The organism is Vibrio sp. RM-41-2B, from assembly GCF_024744415.1.
Classification (GTDB): domain Bacteria; phylum Pseudomonadota; class Gammaproteobacteria; order Enterobacterales; family Vibrionaceae; genus Vibrio; species Vibrio diabolicus.
Map to the genome: position 1 here is coordinate 121,527 of NZ_JAMQWD010000051.1, position 21,015 is coordinate 142,541.

Annotated in this window: 18 protein-coding genes; 15 read left to right on the forward strand and 3 right to left on the reverse strand. The window is 43.6% G+C overall.

The window, feature by feature from the left end; all coding sequences use genetic code 11:
* Positions 1-28: 28 nt before the first annotated feature.
* Complete coding sequence (locus NB463_RS20970; RefSeq protein WP_258431954.1) at positions 29-2,350, forward strand: multiheme c-type cytochrome; 2,322 nt, start codon at positions 29-31, stop codon at positions 2,348-2,350.
* A 58-nt stretch (positions 2,351-2,408) separates the two neighbouring features.
* On the opposite strand, the gene NB463_RS20975 is transcribed toward NB463_RS20970, so the two are convergent.
* A complete protein-coding gene (locus tag NB463_RS20975) occupies positions 2,409-3,197 on the reverse strand; it encodes a formylglycine-generating enzyme family protein (protein WP_053807351.1) in 789 nt (262 codons plus the stop codon).
* 177 nt (positions 3,198-3,374) lie between these two features.
* On the opposite strand from NB463_RS20975, the gene NB463_RS20980 reads away from it, so the two are divergent.
* The 7 genes from NB463_RS20980 to NB463_RS21010 all read left to right on the forward strand — a co-directional run bounded on the left by NB463_RS20980 (position 3,375) and on the right by NB463_RS21010 (position 11,234).
* Positions 3,375-4,697 carry an anaerobic sulfatase maturase gene (locus tag NB463_RS20980; protein ID WP_258431955.1) on the forward strand — a complete coding sequence of 441 codons (1,323 nt, stop codon included), beginning with the start codon at positions 3,375-3,377 and terminating at the stop codon, positions 4,695-4,697.
* Between the two features lie 40 nt (positions 4,698-4,737).
* A complete protein-coding gene (locus tag NB463_RS20985; protein ID WP_258431956.1) occupies positions 4,738-5,820 on the forward strand; it encodes a tetratricopeptide repeat protein in 1,083 nt (360 codons plus the stop codon).
* Between the two features lie 159 nt (positions 5,821-5,979).
* Positions 5,980-6,981, forward strand: coding sequence for an HAD family hydrolase (locus tag NB463_RS20990; RefSeq protein ID WP_258431957.1), 1,002 nt, complete (start codon positions 5,980-5,982; stop codon positions 6,979-6,981).
* A gap of 187 nt (positions 6,982-7,168) precedes the next feature.
* Positions 7,169-7,942: a DeoR/GlpR family DNA-binding transcription regulator gene (locus NB463_RS20995; RefSeq protein ID WP_258431958.1), complete on the forward strand. Its 774-nt coding sequence runs from the start codon at positions 7,169-7,171 to the stop codon at positions 7,940-7,942.
* Positions 7,943-7,953: 11 nt separating this feature from the next.
* Positions 7,954-8,994, forward strand: coding sequence for an oxidoreductase (locus NB463_RS21000; RefSeq protein ID WP_258431959.1), 1,041 nt, complete (start codon positions 7,954-7,956; stop codon positions 8,992-8,994).
* Positions 8,991-9,467, forward strand: a complete 477-nt coding sequence (locus NB463_RS21005) for a heme-degrading domain-containing protein (RefSeq protein WP_005393342.1) — start codon at positions 8,991-8,993, stop codon at positions 9,465-9,467. The genes NB463_RS21000 and NB463_RS21005 overlap by 4 nt, the downstream gene beginning before the upstream one ends.
* A 189-nt stretch (positions 9,468-9,656) precedes the next feature.
* Entirely contained in the window at positions 9,657-11,234 is a 1,578-nt protein-coding gene (locus NB463_RS21010) for a sensor domain-containing diguanylate cyclase (protein WP_139060273.1), read from the forward strand.
* A 51-nt stretch (positions 11,235-11,285) separates the two neighbouring features.
* On the opposite strand, the gene NB463_RS21015 is transcribed toward NB463_RS21010, so the two are convergent.
* Entirely contained in the window at positions 11,286-11,843 is a 558-nt protein-coding gene (locus tag NB463_RS21015; protein WP_012841873.1) for a DUF3750 domain-containing protein, read from the reverse strand.
* Positions 11,844-12,324: 481 nt separating this feature from the next.
* Between NB463_RS21015 and NB463_RS21020 the strand changes: the two genes are divergently transcribed.
* The 5 genes from NB463_RS21020 to NB463_RS21040 all read left to right on the forward strand — a co-directional run bounded on the left by NB463_RS21020 (position 12,325) and on the right by NB463_RS21040 (position 16,659).
* Positions 12,325-12,687: a hypothetical protein gene (locus NB463_RS21020; RefSeq protein WP_258431960.1), complete on the forward strand. Its 363-nt coding sequence runs from the start codon at positions 12,325-12,327 to the stop codon at positions 12,685-12,687.
* Between the two features lie 35 nt (positions 12,688-12,722).
* A complete protein-coding gene (locus tag NB463_RS21025; protein WP_048626344.1) occupies positions 12,723-13,199 on the forward strand; it encodes a GNAT family N-acetyltransferase in 477 nt (158 codons plus the stop codon).
* Between the two features lie 240 nt (positions 13,200-13,439).
* Positions 13,440-14,858, forward strand: a complete 1,419-nt coding sequence (locus tag NB463_RS21030; RefSeq protein WP_047008727.1) for an SLC13 family permease — start codon at positions 13,440-13,442, stop codon at positions 14,856-14,858.
* A gap of 3 nt (positions 14,859-14,861) precedes the next feature.
* The gene (locus tag NB463_RS21035; protein ID WP_005394159.1) at positions 14,862-16,199 is read left to right on the forward strand and encodes a sensor histidine kinase; all 1,338 of its coding nucleotides are present in this window, start codon (positions 14,862-14,864) and stop codon (positions 16,197-16,199) included.
* Positions 16,186-16,659, forward strand: a complete 474-nt coding sequence (locus tag NB463_RS21040) for a response regulator (protein WP_258431963.1) — start codon at positions 16,186-16,188, stop codon at positions 16,657-16,659. Before NB463_RS21035 ends, NB463_RS21040 begins: the two co-directional genes overlap by 14 nt.
* 128 nt (positions 16,660-16,787) lie before the next feature.
* Here NB463_RS21040 and NB463_RS21045 read toward each other — a convergent pair whose 3' ends face one another.
* Positions 16,788-18,491 (reverse strand): putative bifunctional diguanylate cyclase/phosphodiesterase, encoded by a 1,704-nt coding sequence (locus NB463_RS21045; RefSeq protein WP_104974149.1) that lies wholly within the window; start codon positions 18,489-18,491, stop codon positions 16,788-16,790.
* A gap of 486 nt (positions 18,492-18,977) precedes the next feature.
* On the opposite strand from NB463_RS21045, the gene NB463_RS21050 reads away from it, so the two are divergent.
* Positions 18,978-20,195: an HD-GYP domain-containing protein gene (locus NB463_RS21050; RefSeq protein WP_258431026.1), complete on the forward strand. Its 1,218-nt coding sequence runs from the start codon at positions 18,978-18,980 to the stop codon at positions 20,193-20,195.
* 192 nt (positions 20,196-20,387) lie between these two features.
* Positions 20,388-21,011, forward strand: coding sequence for a LysE family translocator (locus NB463_RS21055; RefSeq protein ID WP_104971648.1), 624 nt, complete (start codon positions 20,388-20,390; stop codon positions 21,009-21,011).
* Positions 21,012-21,015 lie beyond the last annotated feature (4 nt).

A 21,015-nucleotide genomic window follows, 5' to 3' on the forward strand; every position in this document is an offset into this window, starting at 1 on the left:
TTGCACCATCTAAATACTAAGGATAGTTATGAGTCAGTGGGCAGGTCGGTTTCGGTGTCTATTTCTGGGTATCGTCATGGTGAGTGGTTCGTTTTTTTCCCAGGCATCAGTGATAGAGAGCCCCCAAAATACCACGAATCTTGGGTTGGAATATGTCGGCACGCAAACGTGCGCGGAATGTCACCAACAAGAGGTGGAGGCTTGGAAGGGCTCTCATCACGATATGGCAATGAAACATGCAAACTCAGAATCTGTTCAAGGTGATTTTGATAACCGCACAGTGACGCATGATGGGCAACCCAACCGTTTTTTTAGACAAGGCGAGGAGTATTGGGTCAATATTCAAGGCCCTGATGGTCAATGGCATGATTATAAAATTAGCTACACATTTGGCTGGGAACCGTTACAGCAATATATGGTGGAGTTTGAAGACGGTCGTGTACAGCTCATTCCTTTTGCGTGGGATTCAAGGACGAAATCGGAAAGTGGTCAGCGCTGGTTTCACCTCAATCCAGAGACAACAACGACAGATGAGTTTTACTGGACTAACACTGGGCAAAATTGGAATTTCATGTGTGCAGACTGTCATTCGACCAATGTAAAGAAGAACTATGACGCAATCAAAAATACCTACAATACGTCTTGGTCCGAGATCAATGTTGGTTGTGAAGCGTGTCATGGCCCTGCAAGTGGACACATCGAGTTGGCGAAAAAGGTCGCATCTACAGGAGGCTCTTTCGATACAGATAGTCACTATGGTTTTGACCGAAATTTATCTAAAGCGGTAACCGAGTGGGTATTTGAGGAGGGCCACAGAACGTTACAACCAAAAGCAATCGCAGAAACAAATCAAGTTCAGACGTGCGCACAATGTCACAGCCGTCGAACGCAGTTAAATGAGACTGGTGATCACATTCAAGGCTCATTTTTCGATAAATATCGATTAAGCCTGATCACTCCAGAACTCTACTACCACGATGGCCAAATTTACGATGAAGACTATGTTTATGGTTCATTTCTTCAGTCTGAAATGGCTGAAAAAGGCGTAACATGCACCAATTGCCACGATCCTCATTCGGCAAAGCTAAACATCCCAGAAGAGGCGGTATGTTCACAATGTCATATTGCGTCAGAATATACCCCGGAAAACCACACCTTCCATGAAGCGGGATCCAAAGCGTCACAATGTACGACTTGTCACATGCCAGAAACGACTTATATGCAAGTCGATCCTCGTAGAGACCACAGTTGGCACGTACCTAGACCTGACTTGAGTAAACACATCGACACGCCTAATGTATGTACGTCTTGTCATGAGGATAAGAATAACCAGTGGGCGGATGCGCAGATAGCCGAATGGTTTCCTCACTCTCAATACCGCAATCAACAACACTTTGCTGTCGCGTTTTATGCCGATGCAATTGGGCACAAAGGGGCGGCAAATGCTCTGGCTTACTCTGCTCAGGATTCATCATTAAAAGACATCATACGAGCTTCTGCATTAGAGCGAATGGGCGGCAATACTGACCAAAATACGACTGTTTCGCTCGCAAGGGCCGTTAAAAATGAGAATGAAATGATTAGACTCGGCGCAGTCGCGGGCTCGTCTGGTTATGAGTTTCATGATCGATGGCGAATTTTAGAACCACTGCTGGATGATCCCGTACTTTCAGTGAGGGCGGAGGCGGCTTCGGTATTAGTGACCAGCTATACGCAAATGACGCCGTTACAAAAAGATAGGATTCAACCACCGCTTGAAGAGTACATGGACATTCAAAAGTTTAACACCGATCGTGGTTTCGGCAGAACCAATTTGGCAAATGTATACCGCAGCTTAGGCGAAATCGATAAGGCAATTGCGTTATACCAAGAAGCGATAAGTATCGAGCCTTATTTCGAAAATAGTTACGTGAATTTATCGGACCTGTATCGACGCCTTGGGAAAGAAAAAGCTGCGCTCTCGGTGTTACAACAAGGGATGAAAGCTCAGCCTAAATCCAGCTCATTACCTTACAGTGCCGGTCTTTCTTTGTTACGCCAAGGCAAGGAAGATGAGGCCAAAGCTCTACTTAAACATGCCGCAGAACTAGGAAAGACTAACGCTCACTACTGGTATGTTTATGGTCTAGCTTTAGAAAAAAGTGAAGTTCTGGAAGCCAGTAAGGCATTGCAGACTGCGTTTAAAGTTGGTGGGAACCCTCAACATTTATATGCTCAATGCGAAGTTCTAGCGAGAAATCATAAAAAAGGTGCTGTCGCTTTTGCTTTCGATAGGTGTCTAAAAGAGCTGAGTAATTATGCTCCTAAGCAGGCTATTGATCAGCTGAAAGCATCTATTGCGAATCTGTAGAGATTAAACACCAATAGTAAAAAGTGGAGCCTTTATCGCGCCACTTTCTCTACTTAGTTTAGTCTACGTCTTTCGCTAGTCTCAGGCCCATGTCAGACATAATGACGGATTGGCTGGCAAAATCGCGGCGATAGTTTTCAGATTCGTCTGCGTTATAAGCAAAGCTGCCGCCACGTACAGACTTGTGTGCAAGGCTTTCTTTTTCCTCTTTTGCGTTTACCGGATTATCACTGGGTGCTGTTTTGTAATAACCTTCGTCAAAAGCATCAATCACAAACTCGCCTACGTTACCTGTCATATCGTACAACCCGAGCTCGTTTGGTTGCTTTTGACCTACCTTATGAGCCTGATTGTGCGAGTTATTCGCATACCAAGCTACATCGTCAATATTGTTTGATCCAGAAAAAGTGAAGCCTTTACTTAAAATTCCGCCTTTAGCGGCAAACTCCCATTCTGCTTCTGTTGGTAGACGGTAATGCTCTCCCGTTTTTTCATTCAATTTCTTAATGAAATAATTGGCTTGTTGCCAACTAATATTATTGACGGGTGTATTTGGATCTCGAAAGTAGCTCAGAGAGGAGCCTGTGACAGCTTCAAAGAGCGATTGAGTTACCTCGAATTTTGACAAATAGAATCCATCAACGTTAACAGTGCGAGCTGGGCGCTCTGACTTTTTGGCTGATGGATTATCTGCGCCCATCGTAAACTGCCCACCTTCGACAAGAACCATATCTTGATCGATTTTCTGAGCGAGAGAGTGTGGTGGGGTTGTTGCACAGCCATTAATTATCAGCGTGACCGACATGGTTGAGACAAAGGAAATAATCTTACTTTTGGGATGCTTCATTCGGCAACTCCGTCAACAACTTTGGTCTGAAAGTCTAGCAAGCAAAACCATAACAAACGGTTATACACACTATAACAAGCGCCGAGAATAATTGAACATTATCATCACCCTAGGCGATTAACTCGATGATTAGGTTTGACATCATTGGGGACAGGTTAGCAACTAAGAAGGTGATGAATGCACATAACTCAAGGGCCGCAGTTCAACGGAAAAGCATCTAAGCGTTTACATGTGATGGCAAAGCCCATTGGTGCTGCTTGCAACATCGATTGCACTTATTGTTATTACTTAAGCAAACAAGATTTGTTGGAATATAAGCAAGGGTGCTCGCCAATAATGGATGACGAAACCTTAGAGAGCTATGTCCGCCAATACATAGAAGGGCAGAACACACCTGAAATTATCTTCTCTTGGCAAGGTGGAGAGCCGACCATGCTGGGGTTGGATTACTTCAAAAGAATTGTTGAACTACAAGATCAATACCGCCCTCATGGTATTACGATCTCTAATGATCTTCAGACTAATGGCACGCTTCTTAATGATGAGTGGTGCGAGTTTCTAAAAGCGAACCACTTTCTTGTCGGTTTAAGCATCGATGGCCCTGAGATGATGCACAACGCTTACCGAACAAATCGAGCGGGAAGAGGCACATTTAAACAAGTGATGAACGCCGTTGAGCTATTACATAAGCATGAAGTGAAGTTTGCAACGCTCACGTGTGTGAACAACTTGACCAGCCGTAACCCATTGGAAGTGTATCGCTTCTTACGAGATGAAGTACGTTCCCCTCAAATGCAGTTTATTCCGATTGTTGAGCAGAGAACTTTCAGAACAACAGCGCCACAAACTTGGAAGCCCAATGAGCAACTAATGCAAGGTGATAAACGTCTGATTCCCGGCCACAAGGATTCGGTTGTCGAGCCATTTTGTGTGGCGGATGAAGCATGGGGTAACTTCCTTATCGCGATATTCAATGAGTGGGTCGTGCATGATATTGGTAACGTTTTTGTACAGTATTTTGAAGCGAGTTTGGAAACATGGATGGGAAGCAAAAACCCACTATGCACGCTAGGTGAAATCTGTGGCAAAGGTTTAGCAATGGAACCAAACGGTGATGTCTTTGCGTGTGACCACTATGTTTACCCGGAATACAAGATCGGAAATATTCACCGCGAAAAACTCGATACTCTCGCTTATAGCCCTGACCAGCAGAAATTCGGGTTTGCTAAAAGTCGCACACTGCCTCAGCAGTGTGTTAATTGCGATTATCAGTTTGCATGCTTTGGAGAATGCCCTAAAAACCGCTTTATTCGCACCAGAGAAGGTGAGCCCGGCCTTAACTATCTATGTGCAGGTTGGAAGAAGTTTTTTGCGCATGTCGACAAATCAATGGCGTACATTTTACGAGCGATGGGCAACCCTGTGGTACACGGCAAATACAGTGATAAGGCTTTGCACCTGAAAGCGTCTAATCAACCTGTTTTTGACACTAAGTTCTAAGATTCAACTGGTCCAGTTTTATAAAAGTAAGGTCTAATCAATGCAAAAGATAACGCATTTTACGAAGTCACTTTTAACGTTCACGATGAGTGTAGCGTTAAGCCAAGGCGCTTGGGCTCAAGATAAACCTCCGCTCAATTCAGATAGAGTTTCACCCGTTGAGATAGCATCTCAAGAAGCTCCAATTACACCAACACAGCAAGTCGAAAAATTGTCTTATGATGCACAAAACAAGAAGTTGTCTTCAGAAAAGCGTATTGATGCTTTACGTGAACTAGCCAACTACCCCAGCCAAAACGCTTTGGTTGCCGTCGCTCGTGGTTTGAAAGATGCAGATGCTGGAATTCGTGAAGCAGCAATTGTAGGAGCTCAACCCTATATGATAGAGCATCGCTGGCGTCTGGTTTCCCCGTTGCTAAGTGATGACGATGCAATGGTTCGAATTACTGCAGCGATAAACTTGGTTCGAGATTACGCCAGTTTAAGTTCGGAGCAGCAACAGTCACTTGAAGGCGCGGTGACTGATTTAACATCCTACTTGTCGCAGAAAACTGACAACGTTTCTAGATTACTCCTTGCCGATGTATATCGTTGGCATCGAGAGTGGGACAAAGCGGCATTGATTTATCCAGAGCTAACCAAGCTGATGCCAAGTAACCCGCAAGTCTGGTTAAGCTATGCGGACAATTTTCGAGCGCAACAAAAAGATCGACAAGCTATCCAAGTACTTGATGAAGCAATCACACTTTTTCCTGATAACGCTGCTTTGCATTACTCGAAGTCATTGGCGCTAGTAAGACTTGGTGAGAAGCATGATGCCGCTAGCGAAATTGAAAAGGCCGCTAATATGGCGAAGAACAACAGTTATTTTTGGTACTTAAATGGTGTTCTGCAAGAAGAGTTAGATCTTAAAAAATCTGTGCACGCTTTTGAAAAAGCTTATTTGATCTCTGGCGCGCCGGAGCAGCTTTATGCAGTGTGTGATATCTACATTCGGTACGATAACCCCAAGTCTGAACAGTGTTTAGCGGAACTTAAGAAAGTGGCTCCGGATTACGTGATTGATGAGCTTAATCAGAAAAAGGGACGTCAAAGTACTTCAGAGCAGGTTGACGCCAGCTAACTCAACACTTTATCAGTAAGTTTCTTTAATTAAAGCGTGTTTCTAGTTACGAGGTCACTTTCTGGTGTCGTTACATATGTTGCTCTGAATTGCGCTTGTTAATCGTGAACTATACTTTCATTTGGATTTGCATCCCGTACCTCAATATAAGGAATTAAAATGGCTATAAAGTTAAAGGTGATTGTCCTTGCGACAAGTTTTGCTCTGTCTAGCTATAGCATTGCTGCTGATGGGCAAGATCCTCTGCCGTCATGGAACAACACCGGTGCGAAGCAAGCTATTGTGGCGTTTGTTACTAAAACGACGACTCAAGGCTCGGACGCTTATATTCCTGAAAGCCAAAGGATCGCTACGTTTGATAATGACGGGACGCTGTGGGCAGAAAAACCCGTTTATCTACAGCTGTTTTTTGCGATCGATAAAGTGAAAGAGATGGCCTCTGAGCATCCTGATTGGAAAACAACAGAACCTTTTGCTTCGGCAATAAAAGGTGACTTGGAGGGGGTTGGCAAGCAAGGCCTTGAAGGTGTGATGAAGCTTGTTATGGCGACTCACTCCGGAATGTCGACTGATCAGTTCCATCAAGAAGTGAAGGAGTGGATGAAAACGGCCGTGCATCCTACGACTGGAAAGCCATACACTGAAATGGTTTATCAACCGATGCTTGAGTTACTCGACTATTTGAGAGCAAATGACTACCAGACCTATATAATTTCTGGAGGTGGCATTGATTTCATGCGTGTTTGGGCACCAGAAGTGTACGGGATCCCAACGCAAAATATCGTTGGGACGACATTAAAAGCGGAGTATCAGGTTGTTGATGGAAAGCCAGCGATTCAACGCTTGCCAGAAATTGATTTTGTGAATGATAAAGCGGTGAAGCCTGTCACGATTCAGAACTTCATTGGTAAGCGCCCGGTGATGGCATTTGGTAATTCTGACGGTGACTTACAAATGCTAGAGTGGACTAAAGCGGGGTCTGGCCCACGATTTTCAGCGGTTATCCATCACACGGATGACAAGCGTGAATGGGCGTATGATAAAGACTCTCACGTGGGGAAATTAGACAAATCATTTAAAGTGGGTGAAGAGCAAGGTTGGCTGTTTGTCGATATGAAACAAGATTGGAATCAAGTTTTTAAAGAAGCGATGAAAAAGTAGCGACCCAGCCAACGTAAACATTACACCAAACATTTGGTGATAGGGGGTGATGAGCAAAACGCTCTTCATCTCCTCAACTTAACAATTCTGTTTGGTATCAGCATAAGCAAATATTGCGTGCGTCCGTATTGGTTATTTGATTGCTGTGTGGCATTATTGCTTAAAACCACTTAAGTGAATTTAAGTAATGACGCAAGAAGAGCGATTGATAGAGCTCAGAGCCAAGCTAGAGCTACAAAACAAAATAACGTTATCGGAAGTCTGCGAGTATTTTGGCATCTCGCGAGATTCAGCGCGTCGAGATTTAGTTAAGTTGAGCCAACTACCGGGATTACAAAGAATCCGAGGTGGCGTCATGCTTGCCCCGATATCTTCCTCTACAGAGGCGTACTCCAGTCGAGCAATTAGCGACACTAAACATCGCCTTGCTCAAGCGGCTGTTAAGCTTTTGGATGAGCGTGACCACCTTGTTATTGATACCAGTACTATCTTATCTCTGCTCCCACTTTACGTAGAAAAAGCACGTTATGAAGAAGATAAGCTCAACGTGGTCACCAACAGTATTGACGTACTGATCGCTGCTGAAAAAAGTGAATCAATGGACGTCCATTTCTTAGGTGGACACTTTGACCCCTACGCCAGAGCGATCTTGGGGGCACAAGCAGAACAGCAAATGAAGCAATATCATGTGAATAAGGCGTTTATTGGTGTGTGCGCGTTGTCATCCCGAGGGTTGACGACAAATAATGAGCTAGAAGCAACCATGAAACAAACCATGATAGAGCAAGCTCAACAAGTCATTGTCGTTTGTGAATCCCGCAAAATTGGAAGCGACAATTTTCACCATGTATGTGATTTGTCAAAGATCGACATCGTTATTACCGATCATGCTCCTCAATCAGATTTTCAACAACTTCTCGACCACAATGATATTGAATGTATTGTTGTTTCACCGAAATAAGGAATCTTAGTATGGCTTACGATCCCGTAAAGACCGCCGTGATTGGTTACGGATATTCAGCAAAAACTTTCCACTTACCCTTCATTAAAGCACTGCCAAACTTGACGTTGAGCGCAATAAGTTCTCGTCAACAGGAAGCGGTCCCAAATGATTGGCCAGATGCTCAGTGGTTTGCTGATGCCAATACTTTACTCGATGACAGTGACGCTGAGCTTGTGATCATCACTGCGCCAAATGACGTGCACTACGAGCTCGCAAAGCGCGCGTTGAACAATGGGAAACATGTCATTGTCGAAAAGCCGTTTGTAACGCGCATAGAAGATGGGAATGAGTTGATCGCCTTAGCAGAAGAAAAAGGATTGGTTCTGAGCGTTTTTCATAATAGGCGTTGGGACGGCGACTTTCTCACCGTTAAATCGCTTATCGAACAAGGTAAGTTAGGTGATGTGAGGCTGTTTGAGTCGCACTTTGATCGCTACCGTCCTGAAGTTCGTCAACGCTGGCGAGAGCAGGCTCAAGATGGCGGTGGTATTTTATTCGATCTTGCTCCCCATCTTCTCGATCAGGCCTTGGTGTTATTTGGTTTGCCAGATGCGATAGATGCACAGTGTCGAATGATGCGTCCGGGCGCGACGACGATTGATTACTACAACTTAGTGCTTCATTACCCAGACCATATTGTGCATTTACATTCAAACTTATACAGCCCAGAACCAAACCTGCGTTATAAAGTATTGGGTACTGAGGCTAAATATGAAAAATACGGATTAGATCCTCAAGAAGGTTACTTAAAAGAAGGTCGATTACCGGAGAACGATGCTTGGTCAGAAGAGGACGAGGCGTTATACGGTGTCCGCTACGACGAAGATGGTGCGCAAACCATCAAAACGGAGAGAGGTGCGTATCAAGCTTATTTTGTTGGTGTGGCAGATGCCATTCGTTTGGGGACTGATAACCCGGTTCCTGCCGTTCAAGCAGTACAGAATATCGCTCTGATTGAGATGGCATTGGAAAGCAGTAAAACGGGTAAAACGATTCAGATGAAATCATGAGCTTAACGCTTGAGCTCGTCGCTCAACAAGAGCATGAGCTTCAATTGAAAGAGTTTAACCATCAAGTTGCGTGGTCTATTGGTTTAGCTTTAAAAGAAGCGGCGGAAGCCTGTGACGCGGCTGTGGCTATTGAGGTCTACGGTTTTGGACAAACGCTATTTCAATACGCGATGACAGGAACGTGCGCTGACCATTTGGATTGGGTTCGTAGAAAGCGAAACTCAGTATTGAGATATGGTCGCAGCTCTTACTACCTCTCGCTATACAATAAGCAAAAGCAGCGTGATTTTGAAAATCAGCCACATCTCGATGCGCGTGAGTATTGTGCTCATGGTGGCGCGTTCCCAATTCGAATCATGGGTTCTGGTTTAATTGGGGTTGTGACGGTATCGGGTTTACCGCAGTTAGATGATCATCAGCTTGTTGTCGATGTATTAAAGACAATGGTAATGACGAGCACAGAGCTTGCTTAAAGTTGTGCGATATTACAGTGGCACGGCATTTATTTTGTGTCACTGAATTCTCTTATTAGCTCATTTTGCGTTCTATTATGTGAGAAAATATTTAACACTGCTCCCAACTTCCTACCTGAAAATTAAATCAATTTCATATAACCTATACGCTCATTCATACAAAAAGCCATCGAAGCTGGCAGTTGGCAAATGTCCTTTAGAAGAAAAGAAAAACTTAATCTTAGAAACCTTATTGTAATCCTGTGTGTTTTCAGCGTGCTTGTCACTTTGATCAATGCGTTTTATTCGATCTATCGAGTGCAACGAGATCTCATCATCAATAACACGTTAGAGTCCAACCGCGTTTATGCGCAAAAAATGTCAGAAATGACGGACTCTTTCATAGAAAGCTCAATGTCGCAGTTAAAATACAGTGCGAACTTGCTAAAAGATAAGATGCACGATGCTCAGTTTCTTGACGAAGAGGCGGAGAGGCTGAGAAAGCAAACCAAATCATTCAACTCTGTGGTTGTCGTTAATGCGAAAGGCGTCATTATTTCTGTATCACCAGAGACACTTCAGGTTAAAGGTGTAAAGCTTGTTGGTGAAAGAAAACGTCAATCTTTAAATGCTCAAGCGCCCGTTGTCACTGAGCCATTCATCTCACCCGCAGGTAATTATCTGTTAACGATCTCATACCCTATATTTTCTCAGTCCAATGAATATTTAGGCTATATCGGCGGTACTATTTATTTAGAGAAGGACAATATTCTTGCGGAATTACTTAGCCAGCATGCTTACAAAGATGGCTCTTTCCTTTACGTTGTGGACGAAAGCAATACGCTGATCTACCACCCAGATAAATCGCGGGTTGGTGAAGTGATCAACGATAATATTGCAATTAACGCCGTGACAATGGGTCAGCGTGGTAACAAAGAAATAGTGAACTCTCGTGGTGTTGAAATGCTAGCAGGGTATGCACCAGTTGAATCATCAGGGTGGGGAATTGTCGCTCAGCGCCCGAAATCAATGACGTTAATGGTGCTAGATGAGCAGATGTGGAGTGTATTTTTCAAATCGATTCCAATTGGTTTATTAACTCTGCTGTTGATCTGGTTCTTCTCTCTACTTATTTCAAGACCATTATGGCAACTGGCTGGCGCTGTTCGGGGAGTGGAAGAACACTCTTCATCTATCGATGATTTGAAGCTGGTTAAGTCTTGGTATTTTGAGGCTTCACATTTGAAGCTCAGTTTCCTCAAAGCGTTTGGTATCGTTTCAAAAACCATTGATAAGCTGCAACTGGATACGCTAACAGACGCGATGACTGGGTTGTTAAATCGACGCGGCTTAGACAAAGTTCTAGGCTTGTTTAAGCAAGAAAACACCGCTTTTTCTATTTTAGCTTTGGATATTGATCATTTTAAGAGCGTCAATGATAACTATGGTCATGATGTGGGTGACAATCTACTCAAAGAATTCGCTCAGTTGATGAAAGAGCAAGCCCGAGCGAATGATCATCTTTGCCGTTCCGGTGGGGAAGAGTTCATGATGTTCCTTGAAGCGACGGATGTTCATCACGCGGTTGATGTCGCTGAGCGGATTAGGCATAACGTAGAAAAACACGATTTCCTGGTCGTTGGTAAGGTGACGGTATCACTTGGTGTTTCTCACTGGAAAGGCAACGATATGCCAATTGAAGCGGTAATGAAAGACGCTGACAACGCTCTGTATAAAGCAAAGCGCAACGGAAGAAATAGAACCGAGTTAGGTGAAGACGCACAATAGGTATAGTGCTATGCGCTGAACGTAAAACGCGCCAGTTACCAAGTTTTTGTTTTACTCGTTGGCGTAGCCGCTACCAATTGCTCTAAATGGCAAGTCGAGTTCTAACTCCGGAATTTGCTTGCCCACCCAAGCTGGGAACGTGTTGCTATTTGGCCCTGGAAACAACGTGTATTCTTCAGCCCACGGGTATTGGTTGATAACGCTTTGTATTTTTGGGATAAGTTTATCGGCTTTTTCACCTTGTATTGAGAGTATTTTTTCTGGCTTAGCACCGTACCAGTAGCGATCTGGTGTGCCCGTTTGGTATTGATACAGAGCGGGTTGTCCACGATTCACGCGCCACCCGACCACTTCATACACGGTATATTCGTTCGCATTTTCAGGCTTTATCGCAAACCAAGTGTGCACCGCAAACCAGCCTCGCCAACCAAATGCATCTGCGGCATAAAACTCAATTACGGCATGTTTCACATTGGAAGGGTCAGGCGCGATACCGGCAGGTTCTCTGCTTGCGGTACGCCAATCTCCTTGAGTGCATCCACCCATCAAAGCTGCGATTGATATCAAGCCAACTTTTAATAGATGAGTAAAACTGAGAGAGTTTTTCATTGATCGCTCCTAGACCAACCGATGTTGGAAATGCTTTATTGATTTTAGCTATAAAATAGGTGCAAGCCTTATTGTTAAATCTTCCCTTCGTTAAAAAGAAGGGAAGGCTAGCGCCACAATATCGGATCATACGTAATAATGAGGTAAGCAGATTTGTAACATGTGGCATAGACAATATTGTCTCTCTCTATTAACTTGCTTAGTTGCGTATGAAAAAGTAAGAGCTTGTACGTATATTGCTTACATTGTTTATTACTTTTAAATTCAATAAAAACAATTGCTTGGGTGTTGTTGGTGGCGATTAAATAGGCTGGTTTATCCTCAGATGTATTGTGATTTCCCCATTTTTAGCGGAATTTTATCGTACATCCTTTTACTGTATTTAGAGACTTGCGTACACCTGTGGCACAATGGGCGATTACGGAAGGAGTGCTGTTTGGTAATGCAAATGGCAGAAAAATAACTAGAAATTGAATAACCAATGTTTAAATCAAAAAGTATACTTGCATTATGCACGTTCGCATTTGGCTGTTTTGCCAATCAAGATAGTGAACCAACGTCCGTTGTACTGAACTATGGTGACTCTTCACTCAGCGCTGATATTCAAGCAAATCGAAAATTTCATGTGGTTCAAGATAATGAAAGTGAACATGTGGAGTTTTCTGGAGGAGTCACGAAGGAATATTCCGATTACATTGTGAATATACATATCATCAGAAAAAGCAAAATACGCAGATCAAGTCGAGAGCTAAATACCACCGTATTGATGAAAAGCGATCAGCTTGAAAAGCCTTTAGTGGTTGGTATTGAAAATGATGAATTCACCAGTATTACTTTGCGTTAATACTTGGTATTTATCGAATAGGAATGGTTGAACCGATGCTCTCAATACGTCGCTATCGTACAGAGGATGCTCCAATATTGTGGACACTTTTTTACCACACTGTACGAGTCATTAATCGTCGCGATTATACCGAATCACAAGTTTCAGCTTGGGCCCCATCAGATTTTGATCTCAATTCATGGCAACGCACAATGGATGCTATTCAACCCTATATCGCGGAAATAGAAGGGCAGGTCGTTGGCTATTGTGATTTGCAAAGTGACGGCTTGATTGACCATTTCTTTTGTCACCATGAATATCAAGGCCAAGGTATTGGTCGTGATTTGATGTCTTTTCTATTTTCACAGGCGAAAGTACAGGGGATAGAGCGACTGTACTCTGAGGTGAGTATCACTGCACGACCTTTCTACGAGAAAATGGGGTTCACAGTTAAGGTTCAGCAACGTGCTGAAGTTAGGGGAGAAACCTTAACTAACTTTATGATGGAAAAGTATATTTCACTGAAATCGTGAGCATTTAGTGAGCTTGAACACAGATATAAAATGTTTTCCAATGTGAAAACAAGTTCATTGATCTCGCACCAAAGTTTTGTTTGAATACAGTGTGCATAATCTTCTCTGGAACAAGCCATTACTGCATTTTTCGTCTCTGAAGGCTTAGTCAGAGCCTAAAAGCTTCGGTATTGCGGTGGGTAATGGCGTTCCAAACGCCAATCGTGTCTGGCTAACCATCTCAGGAAGAGAAGTAGTACTATGCGCCCTTATCTCAAATACATTATTCCAACATTGATACCATTGCTTATTTGGTTAATGCCCCTCTCTGCATTCCCATTTGATGGCATTACTATCGTCCAGCAGAGAGTGATCGCAATCTTCTTGCTTGCTGCACTCTGCTGGGTGTTTGAACCTATTCCAATCTACGCCACTTCGGTCGTTATCATTGTGCTCGAACTATTGCTTGTTTCGAATAAAAGCATCGTACTTTTTCGCTTGCAAGAAGGGCAGCCACATTTTGGTGAGCTGTTGCAATATAACGAGATAATGGCGACTTTCGCTAGCCCGATTATTATGCTGTTTCTCGGCGGGTTCTTCTTAGCTATGGCGGCGACAAAGTACAGGCTGGATGTCAACTTAGCGCGCGTGTTGCTAAAACCATTTGGGCAAAACCCAAAGTTCGTTATGTTGGGTTTGATGTTGATCACCGCTGTCTTTTCCATGTTTATGTCAAACACCGCAACAACAGCGATGATGTTGTCGATTCTAACCCCTGTGATTGCGGTATTTGGGCCTAAAGATCCCGGTCGAATTGCGTTTGCCTTGTGTATTCCCGTTGCCGCCAACATTGGTGGTATTGGTACACCAATCGGCACGCCCCCGAATGCTATCGCGCTGAAATATTTGGTTGGTGACAACTTAATTACCTTTGGTGAATGGATGGTATTTGGCGTGCCATTCGTCATTGTGATGATGGCGCTAGCGTGGTTTCTGATTGGCTTTTTGTATAAAGCTGAGCAAACCACCATCGATCTGAATATTAAGAGCAAGTTTTTGAAAACACCAAAAGCGATGATTGTCTATGTCACCTTCGCAGGTACGATTATTCTCTGGTTGATGGGTTCAGCACATGGAATGAACTCTTACACAGTGGCATTAATTCCGGTCGCGGTATTCTCATTGACGGGCATTATCAACAAGGAAGATTTGAAGAAAATTTCTTGGGACGTGCTTTGGTTGGTGTCAGGTGGTATCGCTCTGGGTCTTGCTCTGGATAAAACAGGGCTTGCGAAGCTGGTGGTACACAGCATTCCGTTTGATCAGTTCTCGCCATATGTTGTCTTGTTTGGTGCGGCTTTCATGTGCTTGCTAATGGCAAACTTTATGTCGCATACGGCCACTGCAAACTTGCTTATGCCGATTATGGCTGCGCTAGGTACCTCGATGACTTCGTTAACGCCATTGGGTGGAGAAGTGACGCTGATCTTAGTCGTGACATTTGCCGCGTCACTCGGTATGTCGTTACCAATCAGTACGCCACCAAACGCGTTAGCTCATGCTACTGGGCATGTCGAAAGCAGCCAAATGGCTCGTATCGGTGCAGTGCTGGGCGTGATTGGTGTATTACTTAGTTTTGTTATGGTTTGGATTTTACATACCGTTGGGCATATTGGGTAACCCATGTACGAAACGAAACTAGATGCGTTAGTACAACGCTATTTTAACCATCTTGAACGCCGATTAACGGTTTTGTCCGGATCGGTACTGATAGAGCAAGCTGGCTACAACGATCGGTTGTACTACGTGCTTTCAGGAGAGTTGGCTGGCTATTATGCGGAAGACGACAAGAAGCCAATTCAGGTATTTTCTGCGTCTCAAGGTGCGTTTATTGGCGTACATAGTTTCTTTTCTGGTACATGGACGGCCTCTTCGACAGTGATTGCTCAAACCGACGTTGAACTGGCTTGGATACAGCGTGATACGCCCGCGGTGGAAGAGGCGACATACGGACCATTGACGACACAATTTATGCCTGTGATGGTGAACGAATTATCTCGGCGTCAACGGCGTGCAATGCAAGAGGCCTTAGCTAAAGAAAAAGCGTTGCAAAAGCTTCATACCGCAGAGCAAATGACAACGTTAGGACAGCTTGCCGCGGGTATTGCTCATGAGTTGAACAATGCTATTGGTGTGGTAAGCAGTAAATCTGAGCGACTCGAGTCGGTCATCATGGAATTGCTTGAAGAAGTTCATCCGGAAGCGAGTCAGTTTTTTGATTTTGGTTTGATGCAAGGACAGAAAGTCTCTTCCAGCGAAGCGAGAAAGCGGGGGCGTCACTTCGAAAAATATTACGGCTTACCTAAGGATCTCGCGCGTGATCTCGCTCGTGCCGTTCCAAATAATTTCCTGTCGGAGCATTGGTTAAAAAGACCCGAAGAAGCGATACGTTTCTGGCAAATGGGGCGAGACCTTCATGATTTGCGTATTGCCTCTAAACATACTGTTGGCATTGTACGTTCAGTGAAACAATTGGGGCGTACGGATATCGACTTGGATGAAGCGTTTAATATTAATGACTCAATCAATCGAGCGCTGGCCCTATTGCAAAGTGACTTAAGACGCGTGAGCGTACGTTTTAGTCCAGCGGAGTTGCCGGACTTTGTCGGCTCTCAAACCGAACTCGTCCAAGTTTGGGTCAATATTTTAAAGAATGCGTGTGATGCACTTGGTCAAACTGAAGATCCGGGGATCGAAATACATACTCGAGAGAGTAAGGGGAAAATTTTGGTCACGATTGCTAACAACGGACCAGAAATCGATGAAGCGACACGCAGAAAAATTTTCCGGCCAAACTTCACCACTAAAAAGGGTGGGTTGTCGTTTGGTTTAGGATTAGGGCTGTCGATTGTGAAACGCATTATCGCCGGATATAACGGCTCTATTGTGGTAAAGAGCGACAGTGAAAAAACAATTTTTAGAATCAAGTTACCAGTAGAGGGTGAACATGGAGAAGCTTAATGTAATTTGCGTTGATGACCAACGAGAGGTATTAAGCGCGGTTCTACAAGATTTAGAGCCGTTAAATCAGTGGTTGAATATCGAAGACTGCGAATCCGCAGGTGAGGTTCTAGAACTGATGGATGAGCTTGATGCAGAAGGCGAGATGATCGCATTAATAATTTCCGATCATGTCATGCCAGGTAAAACAGGAGTGGAACTACTGACAGAGGTATCAAAAGACAGTCGTTTTGTTCGCACACGTAAAGTGCTTCTGACGGGGCAGGCGACGCACACGGATACCATTAATGCGATTAACTCCGCAGGTATTGATCGCTACTTTGAGAAGCCATGGCAAGCGAGCCAATTGATTGAGTGCGTTAGAAACTTGGTGACTCAATATATCTTTGATATGGGCTTAGATTACACTCAATATCACGAACACTTAGATCAGAGTGTTGTTTTTGAGCGCCTACGTTAATCAAGGCTCTCTAAGGTTGTTTTCGTCACGGCCAGTTAGTGTCTGAAATTTACTGTGAGTAGTTCAGCATGCTTAACGTGGCCGTGCGGAATATCGTTAATTCTGGGATTATTTCGCCGAAGAACGGTTTAGCTCAATGAATAGCGACTGGCACTGGCAACAGAGAGTGGTTTAGAGAACCAATAACCTTGCAAATAATCGACGCCCATCTCGGAAAAGAAGTCACACATTTTTGCGTCTTCGATGCCTTCTATCACCACTTCAATATTATTTTCCTGACACATAGTGATAAGAAACTTCAAATACTCTTGAGAAGAGCGATTGGTCAGTGTCTTCCATGCCATCGACTTATCAATTTTGATTTGTGTCATCGGCAAGTCGAAGAAGCTATTTAATGAACTGTAACCAGAGCCAAAGTCATCGAGCGAGAGTGCAAAACCTAACTCCCTGAGCGTGCTTAGAGGGGCAATAGCCGTTTGGTTATTATCCAAAATAAACGTTTCTGTCAGCTCCAAAACAATAGACTCGGGGTCAACGCCAGCTTCATCCGCCATGGCTTTAATTCGCGTAGGGAATTCGCTGTTCATCAACTGAAGTACAGAAACGTTCACGTTAACACGAACTTGGTTTTGGTAACGTTCACGGTAGTTTTTGATGAATTCACACGCTTTGGCAAATACTTGATATCCTAGTTCGACGATCAATCCTTTGTTCTCTGCGACGGGGATGAATTCGTCAGGATAAATTTCGCCAAACTCTTTGCTACGCCAGCGAACTAGCGATTCGAAGCTCACCACTTTTGAGCTTTTGGCGTCAATAATTGGCTGAAACTTAACACTTAATGTCTGTTTTTCTAGCGCACTTTTAAGACCTTGCTCAATAAAGAAGTAGCGATCAACGGCATGCTGCGTCTTCTCACTGTAGACCGCGACGCGGTCTCTATTTTGTTCGCTCGCGTACTGACAAGTTCTTGCCGCTTTACGTAAAATCTCCTCTGCGGAGTGACTAGGGTCAATACAAGGATACAAACCAATGCTAATGTTGCTACCTAGGTATTGGCCTTCTTCAATCACCGCTTCATGGTAGGTTTGTTTTAAACTTTCAGCGTAACTCTGTAGCGCTTCTATTGAGCACTCATCGTGAATCAAAATCGCAAAGTCATCATCATGCACGCGATACACCGAGCTGTTTGGAGAGGGCAAGTGACTGAGAGTTTGTAGCAACTTCTCTACTAATCCATCGACCAGTTCGCTGCCATATTGATTCAAGTAAGATTTGATGTCTTCGATCTGAATATAACAAATAGACGCGCAAGAATCGGTGGTACGTACACTGTCCTCGATATCCAGCAAGAGATGGGCGCGGTTAGCCATGCCTGACGCGTTGTCATGAAATGCAACTTGATGGATGTAACTTTCCATCAGCTTACGCTCAGAAATATCGCGATGGCTGCCAACCATGTAATGGCCATGTTCTGTTTCTTTGGTCATGGCTACGCCTTCTATCCAGACGTATTGTCCATTGGGTTTACGCACTCGGTAAGTGGTTGTAACCCTCTTATTGTTGGTCGTGATGTGCGCATCGACCCTTGTGGACAGCCTTTCTCGATCAAGAGGATGAACAAGCTCTAACCATTGCTCTAAACTGATTCGGCCAGCGTTAATACCGAGCTGTTCATAGAAGCCTTTGTTGTAAAATACCATGGTACCAAACTCATCCATGTAGAAGAGGCCTTCGTTAAATACGTCGAAGATATGAATGAATCGTTCTTCAACGATTTTCAGGAACTCTCGGTCACTATCTGAGGCTTGTTGGTCAAATATGGTGGTCAAGATATTTCCTCCTCGAGCGTGTTAGCATCAGAGATGAGTGTGGGGGTTTGATAACATAGAGTTGATCTGTTGGCGTACATTACAATCACAAAAGTATCAGTTCAAATTGTTTGGCTATCATTTTATGCGCTACTAGGTTAATAACATACTAAGATTAGGCGGCTAATCATCGACATTTATAAAAAATAGTCAACAGTAAAAATCATTTATAAAATACAGTTATTGATGCTGTCCGCAATCTATAAATATTTATGAATAATTATCCTCAAGTTATTTTAAGACGTGTCGGTTAGAGGTTCTGCTCTTGAGTGTCATATCTGTATATTTGCTAGGCTAAAGACCATAATAACAAAAAGGGCTTAGTGATCGCGATGGGTTATTAATTGACAGGATGCTCATTAATAGTAATCAATTCTAATTTATTATCACGCCAATTAATCAAATCTCTTATAATACTGCCGTTAATATCGAGTAAGCTTTCTTTTTATGCAGTACGATCCAAAAAATTCAATCAAAATTGCGCTCGTTGATGTCGGCGTTGGTATGTTTGTTACCGCGATAGAGCACAACAAGCGCGTAAATTTAGCCAATGCAGGGCGGATATCTAGCCCAGAGGGCATTAAGAAGCTTACCGCGAGCGGCGTGAAGTATGTTTGGGTAGATCAAACATTATCTTCTCAGAAGTGTGTCTTTAAGCCTGTGGATGAATCCATTGTTGCCGTAGAAGAGGAGCGAGAGCCCAAGTCCTCTGACTTTTCGAAGGTTCAACGCGCTTATCGCTCGAGAGATGTTCAACATAAACGAGCCAAAAAGCTAATTGCGGAAGCAAAAGATCTGGCGCAGAAACTATTGAATCAAACTTTTGAAGGCAAAATCATTGAAGTTGATGAGGTAGAAGCTTGGGCTGATGATGTCATTGAAAGCGTTTTTATCGACTCAGATGCGTTGCAATGTGTTTCTGCACTCCGAAAAAAAGACTCCTACTTGTTGGAACACTCCGTCAATGTGGCTTGCCTTTTAGTATCATTTGGTAAGTACTTGGGGTTAGATAAGCAGACATTAAAGCAGCTCGCTATTGGTGGCATCATTCATGATGTAGGTAAAATTAAAGTTGATGACAAGATTTTGCATAAACCAGCAAAGCTAACACCTGAAGAGTTTGAACACATGAAGCTACATCAAGTGTTCGCTGGTGAGATTATTCTCCATGTAAAGGGCCTTAGTGATGTGAGTCGCGATGTCTGTTTGATGCATCATGAGAAGTTAGATGGCAATGGTTACCCTAGAGGCTTGAAGGGCGATGAGATTCCGATTCACGGCCGCATGAGTTGTATTGTTGATATTTACGATGCATTGACGGCCGATCGCTGCTACAAAAAAGGCATGAGCTCAGCAGAGGCGTTTAAAATATTGTTGAGTTTAACGCCATTTCATTTAGATGCAGACCTAGTCTACAAGTTCATTAATTGCGTTGGGATGTACCCAGTGGGCTCTATTGTTGAGTTGAGTGATGGGCGTGTTGGTATTGTTTGGTCCTCAAATGACTCTCAAGCTTTAAAGCCAGAAGTGAAGTGTTTTTACTCACGCAAATATCAGCGTTATATCGATGTGGCGATGGTCGATTTGAAAAATAGCCTACACAAAATAGAAAGAGCAGTCGCTCCGTCATCGTTAGAAATCGATCCCAAGCCTTTTTATGATTAAGAAAAATAAACATGCTTTACAACCTTGCATGCAGAGCGTATTTTGATTGCATAACTATCTATTAATGGTTTCTAAATTATGTAGGGACTAGGTGGTTATTAAAGAATCGAGTTTCATGGATGGAAACTGAGCTAGGAATATCTCAATAAAGATTGAGATATAACCCTCAACTTTTTGCGGGAAGGGATGCCAATGCAAATTGATACATGGATTTTTTACACCCTGGCCATTTTGGTGCTCACTGCATCGCCTGGGCCAAGCTCATTGCTGTGTTTAAGTAAAGGTGTGAGTAGTGGGTTTCGTATTGCCCTCATGACTGCGCTAGGCAGTTTATCAGCGATCACTATTATATTAACGCTTTCTTTTACCGGGTTAGGGGTTGTGATTGCCTCATCTGAGCTGGTCTTCAATATCATCAAATGGTGTGGTGCCGCTTATTTAATCTGGTTAGGCATTCAAGCGCTGCGCTCTTCTCAAACGGATTTTGACAAAACGGCAGCCGTCCAAAGCTCCTCGAATACGATCAGCGCGTTCACCAGTGGTTTTATTGTTGGCGCTAGTAACCCGAAAGCGATTGTCTTTTTTACCGCTTTGTTTCCTCAGTTCATTGATCCCTCTGCGCCTTTGCTGGCTCAATACGCGATTTTTGCATCTACATTTGTGGTGTTTGAGCTAAGTTGGCTAACATTTTATGCATTATTAGGTGTAAAAGCTTCAGACTGGCTGTTTGTCGCTGGAAGAGCCAAGTTGTTCAATCGCCTGACTGGCGGAGTATTTATTAGCGCGGGCGTCATGTTGTCGACGGCAAACCGATGAGAAA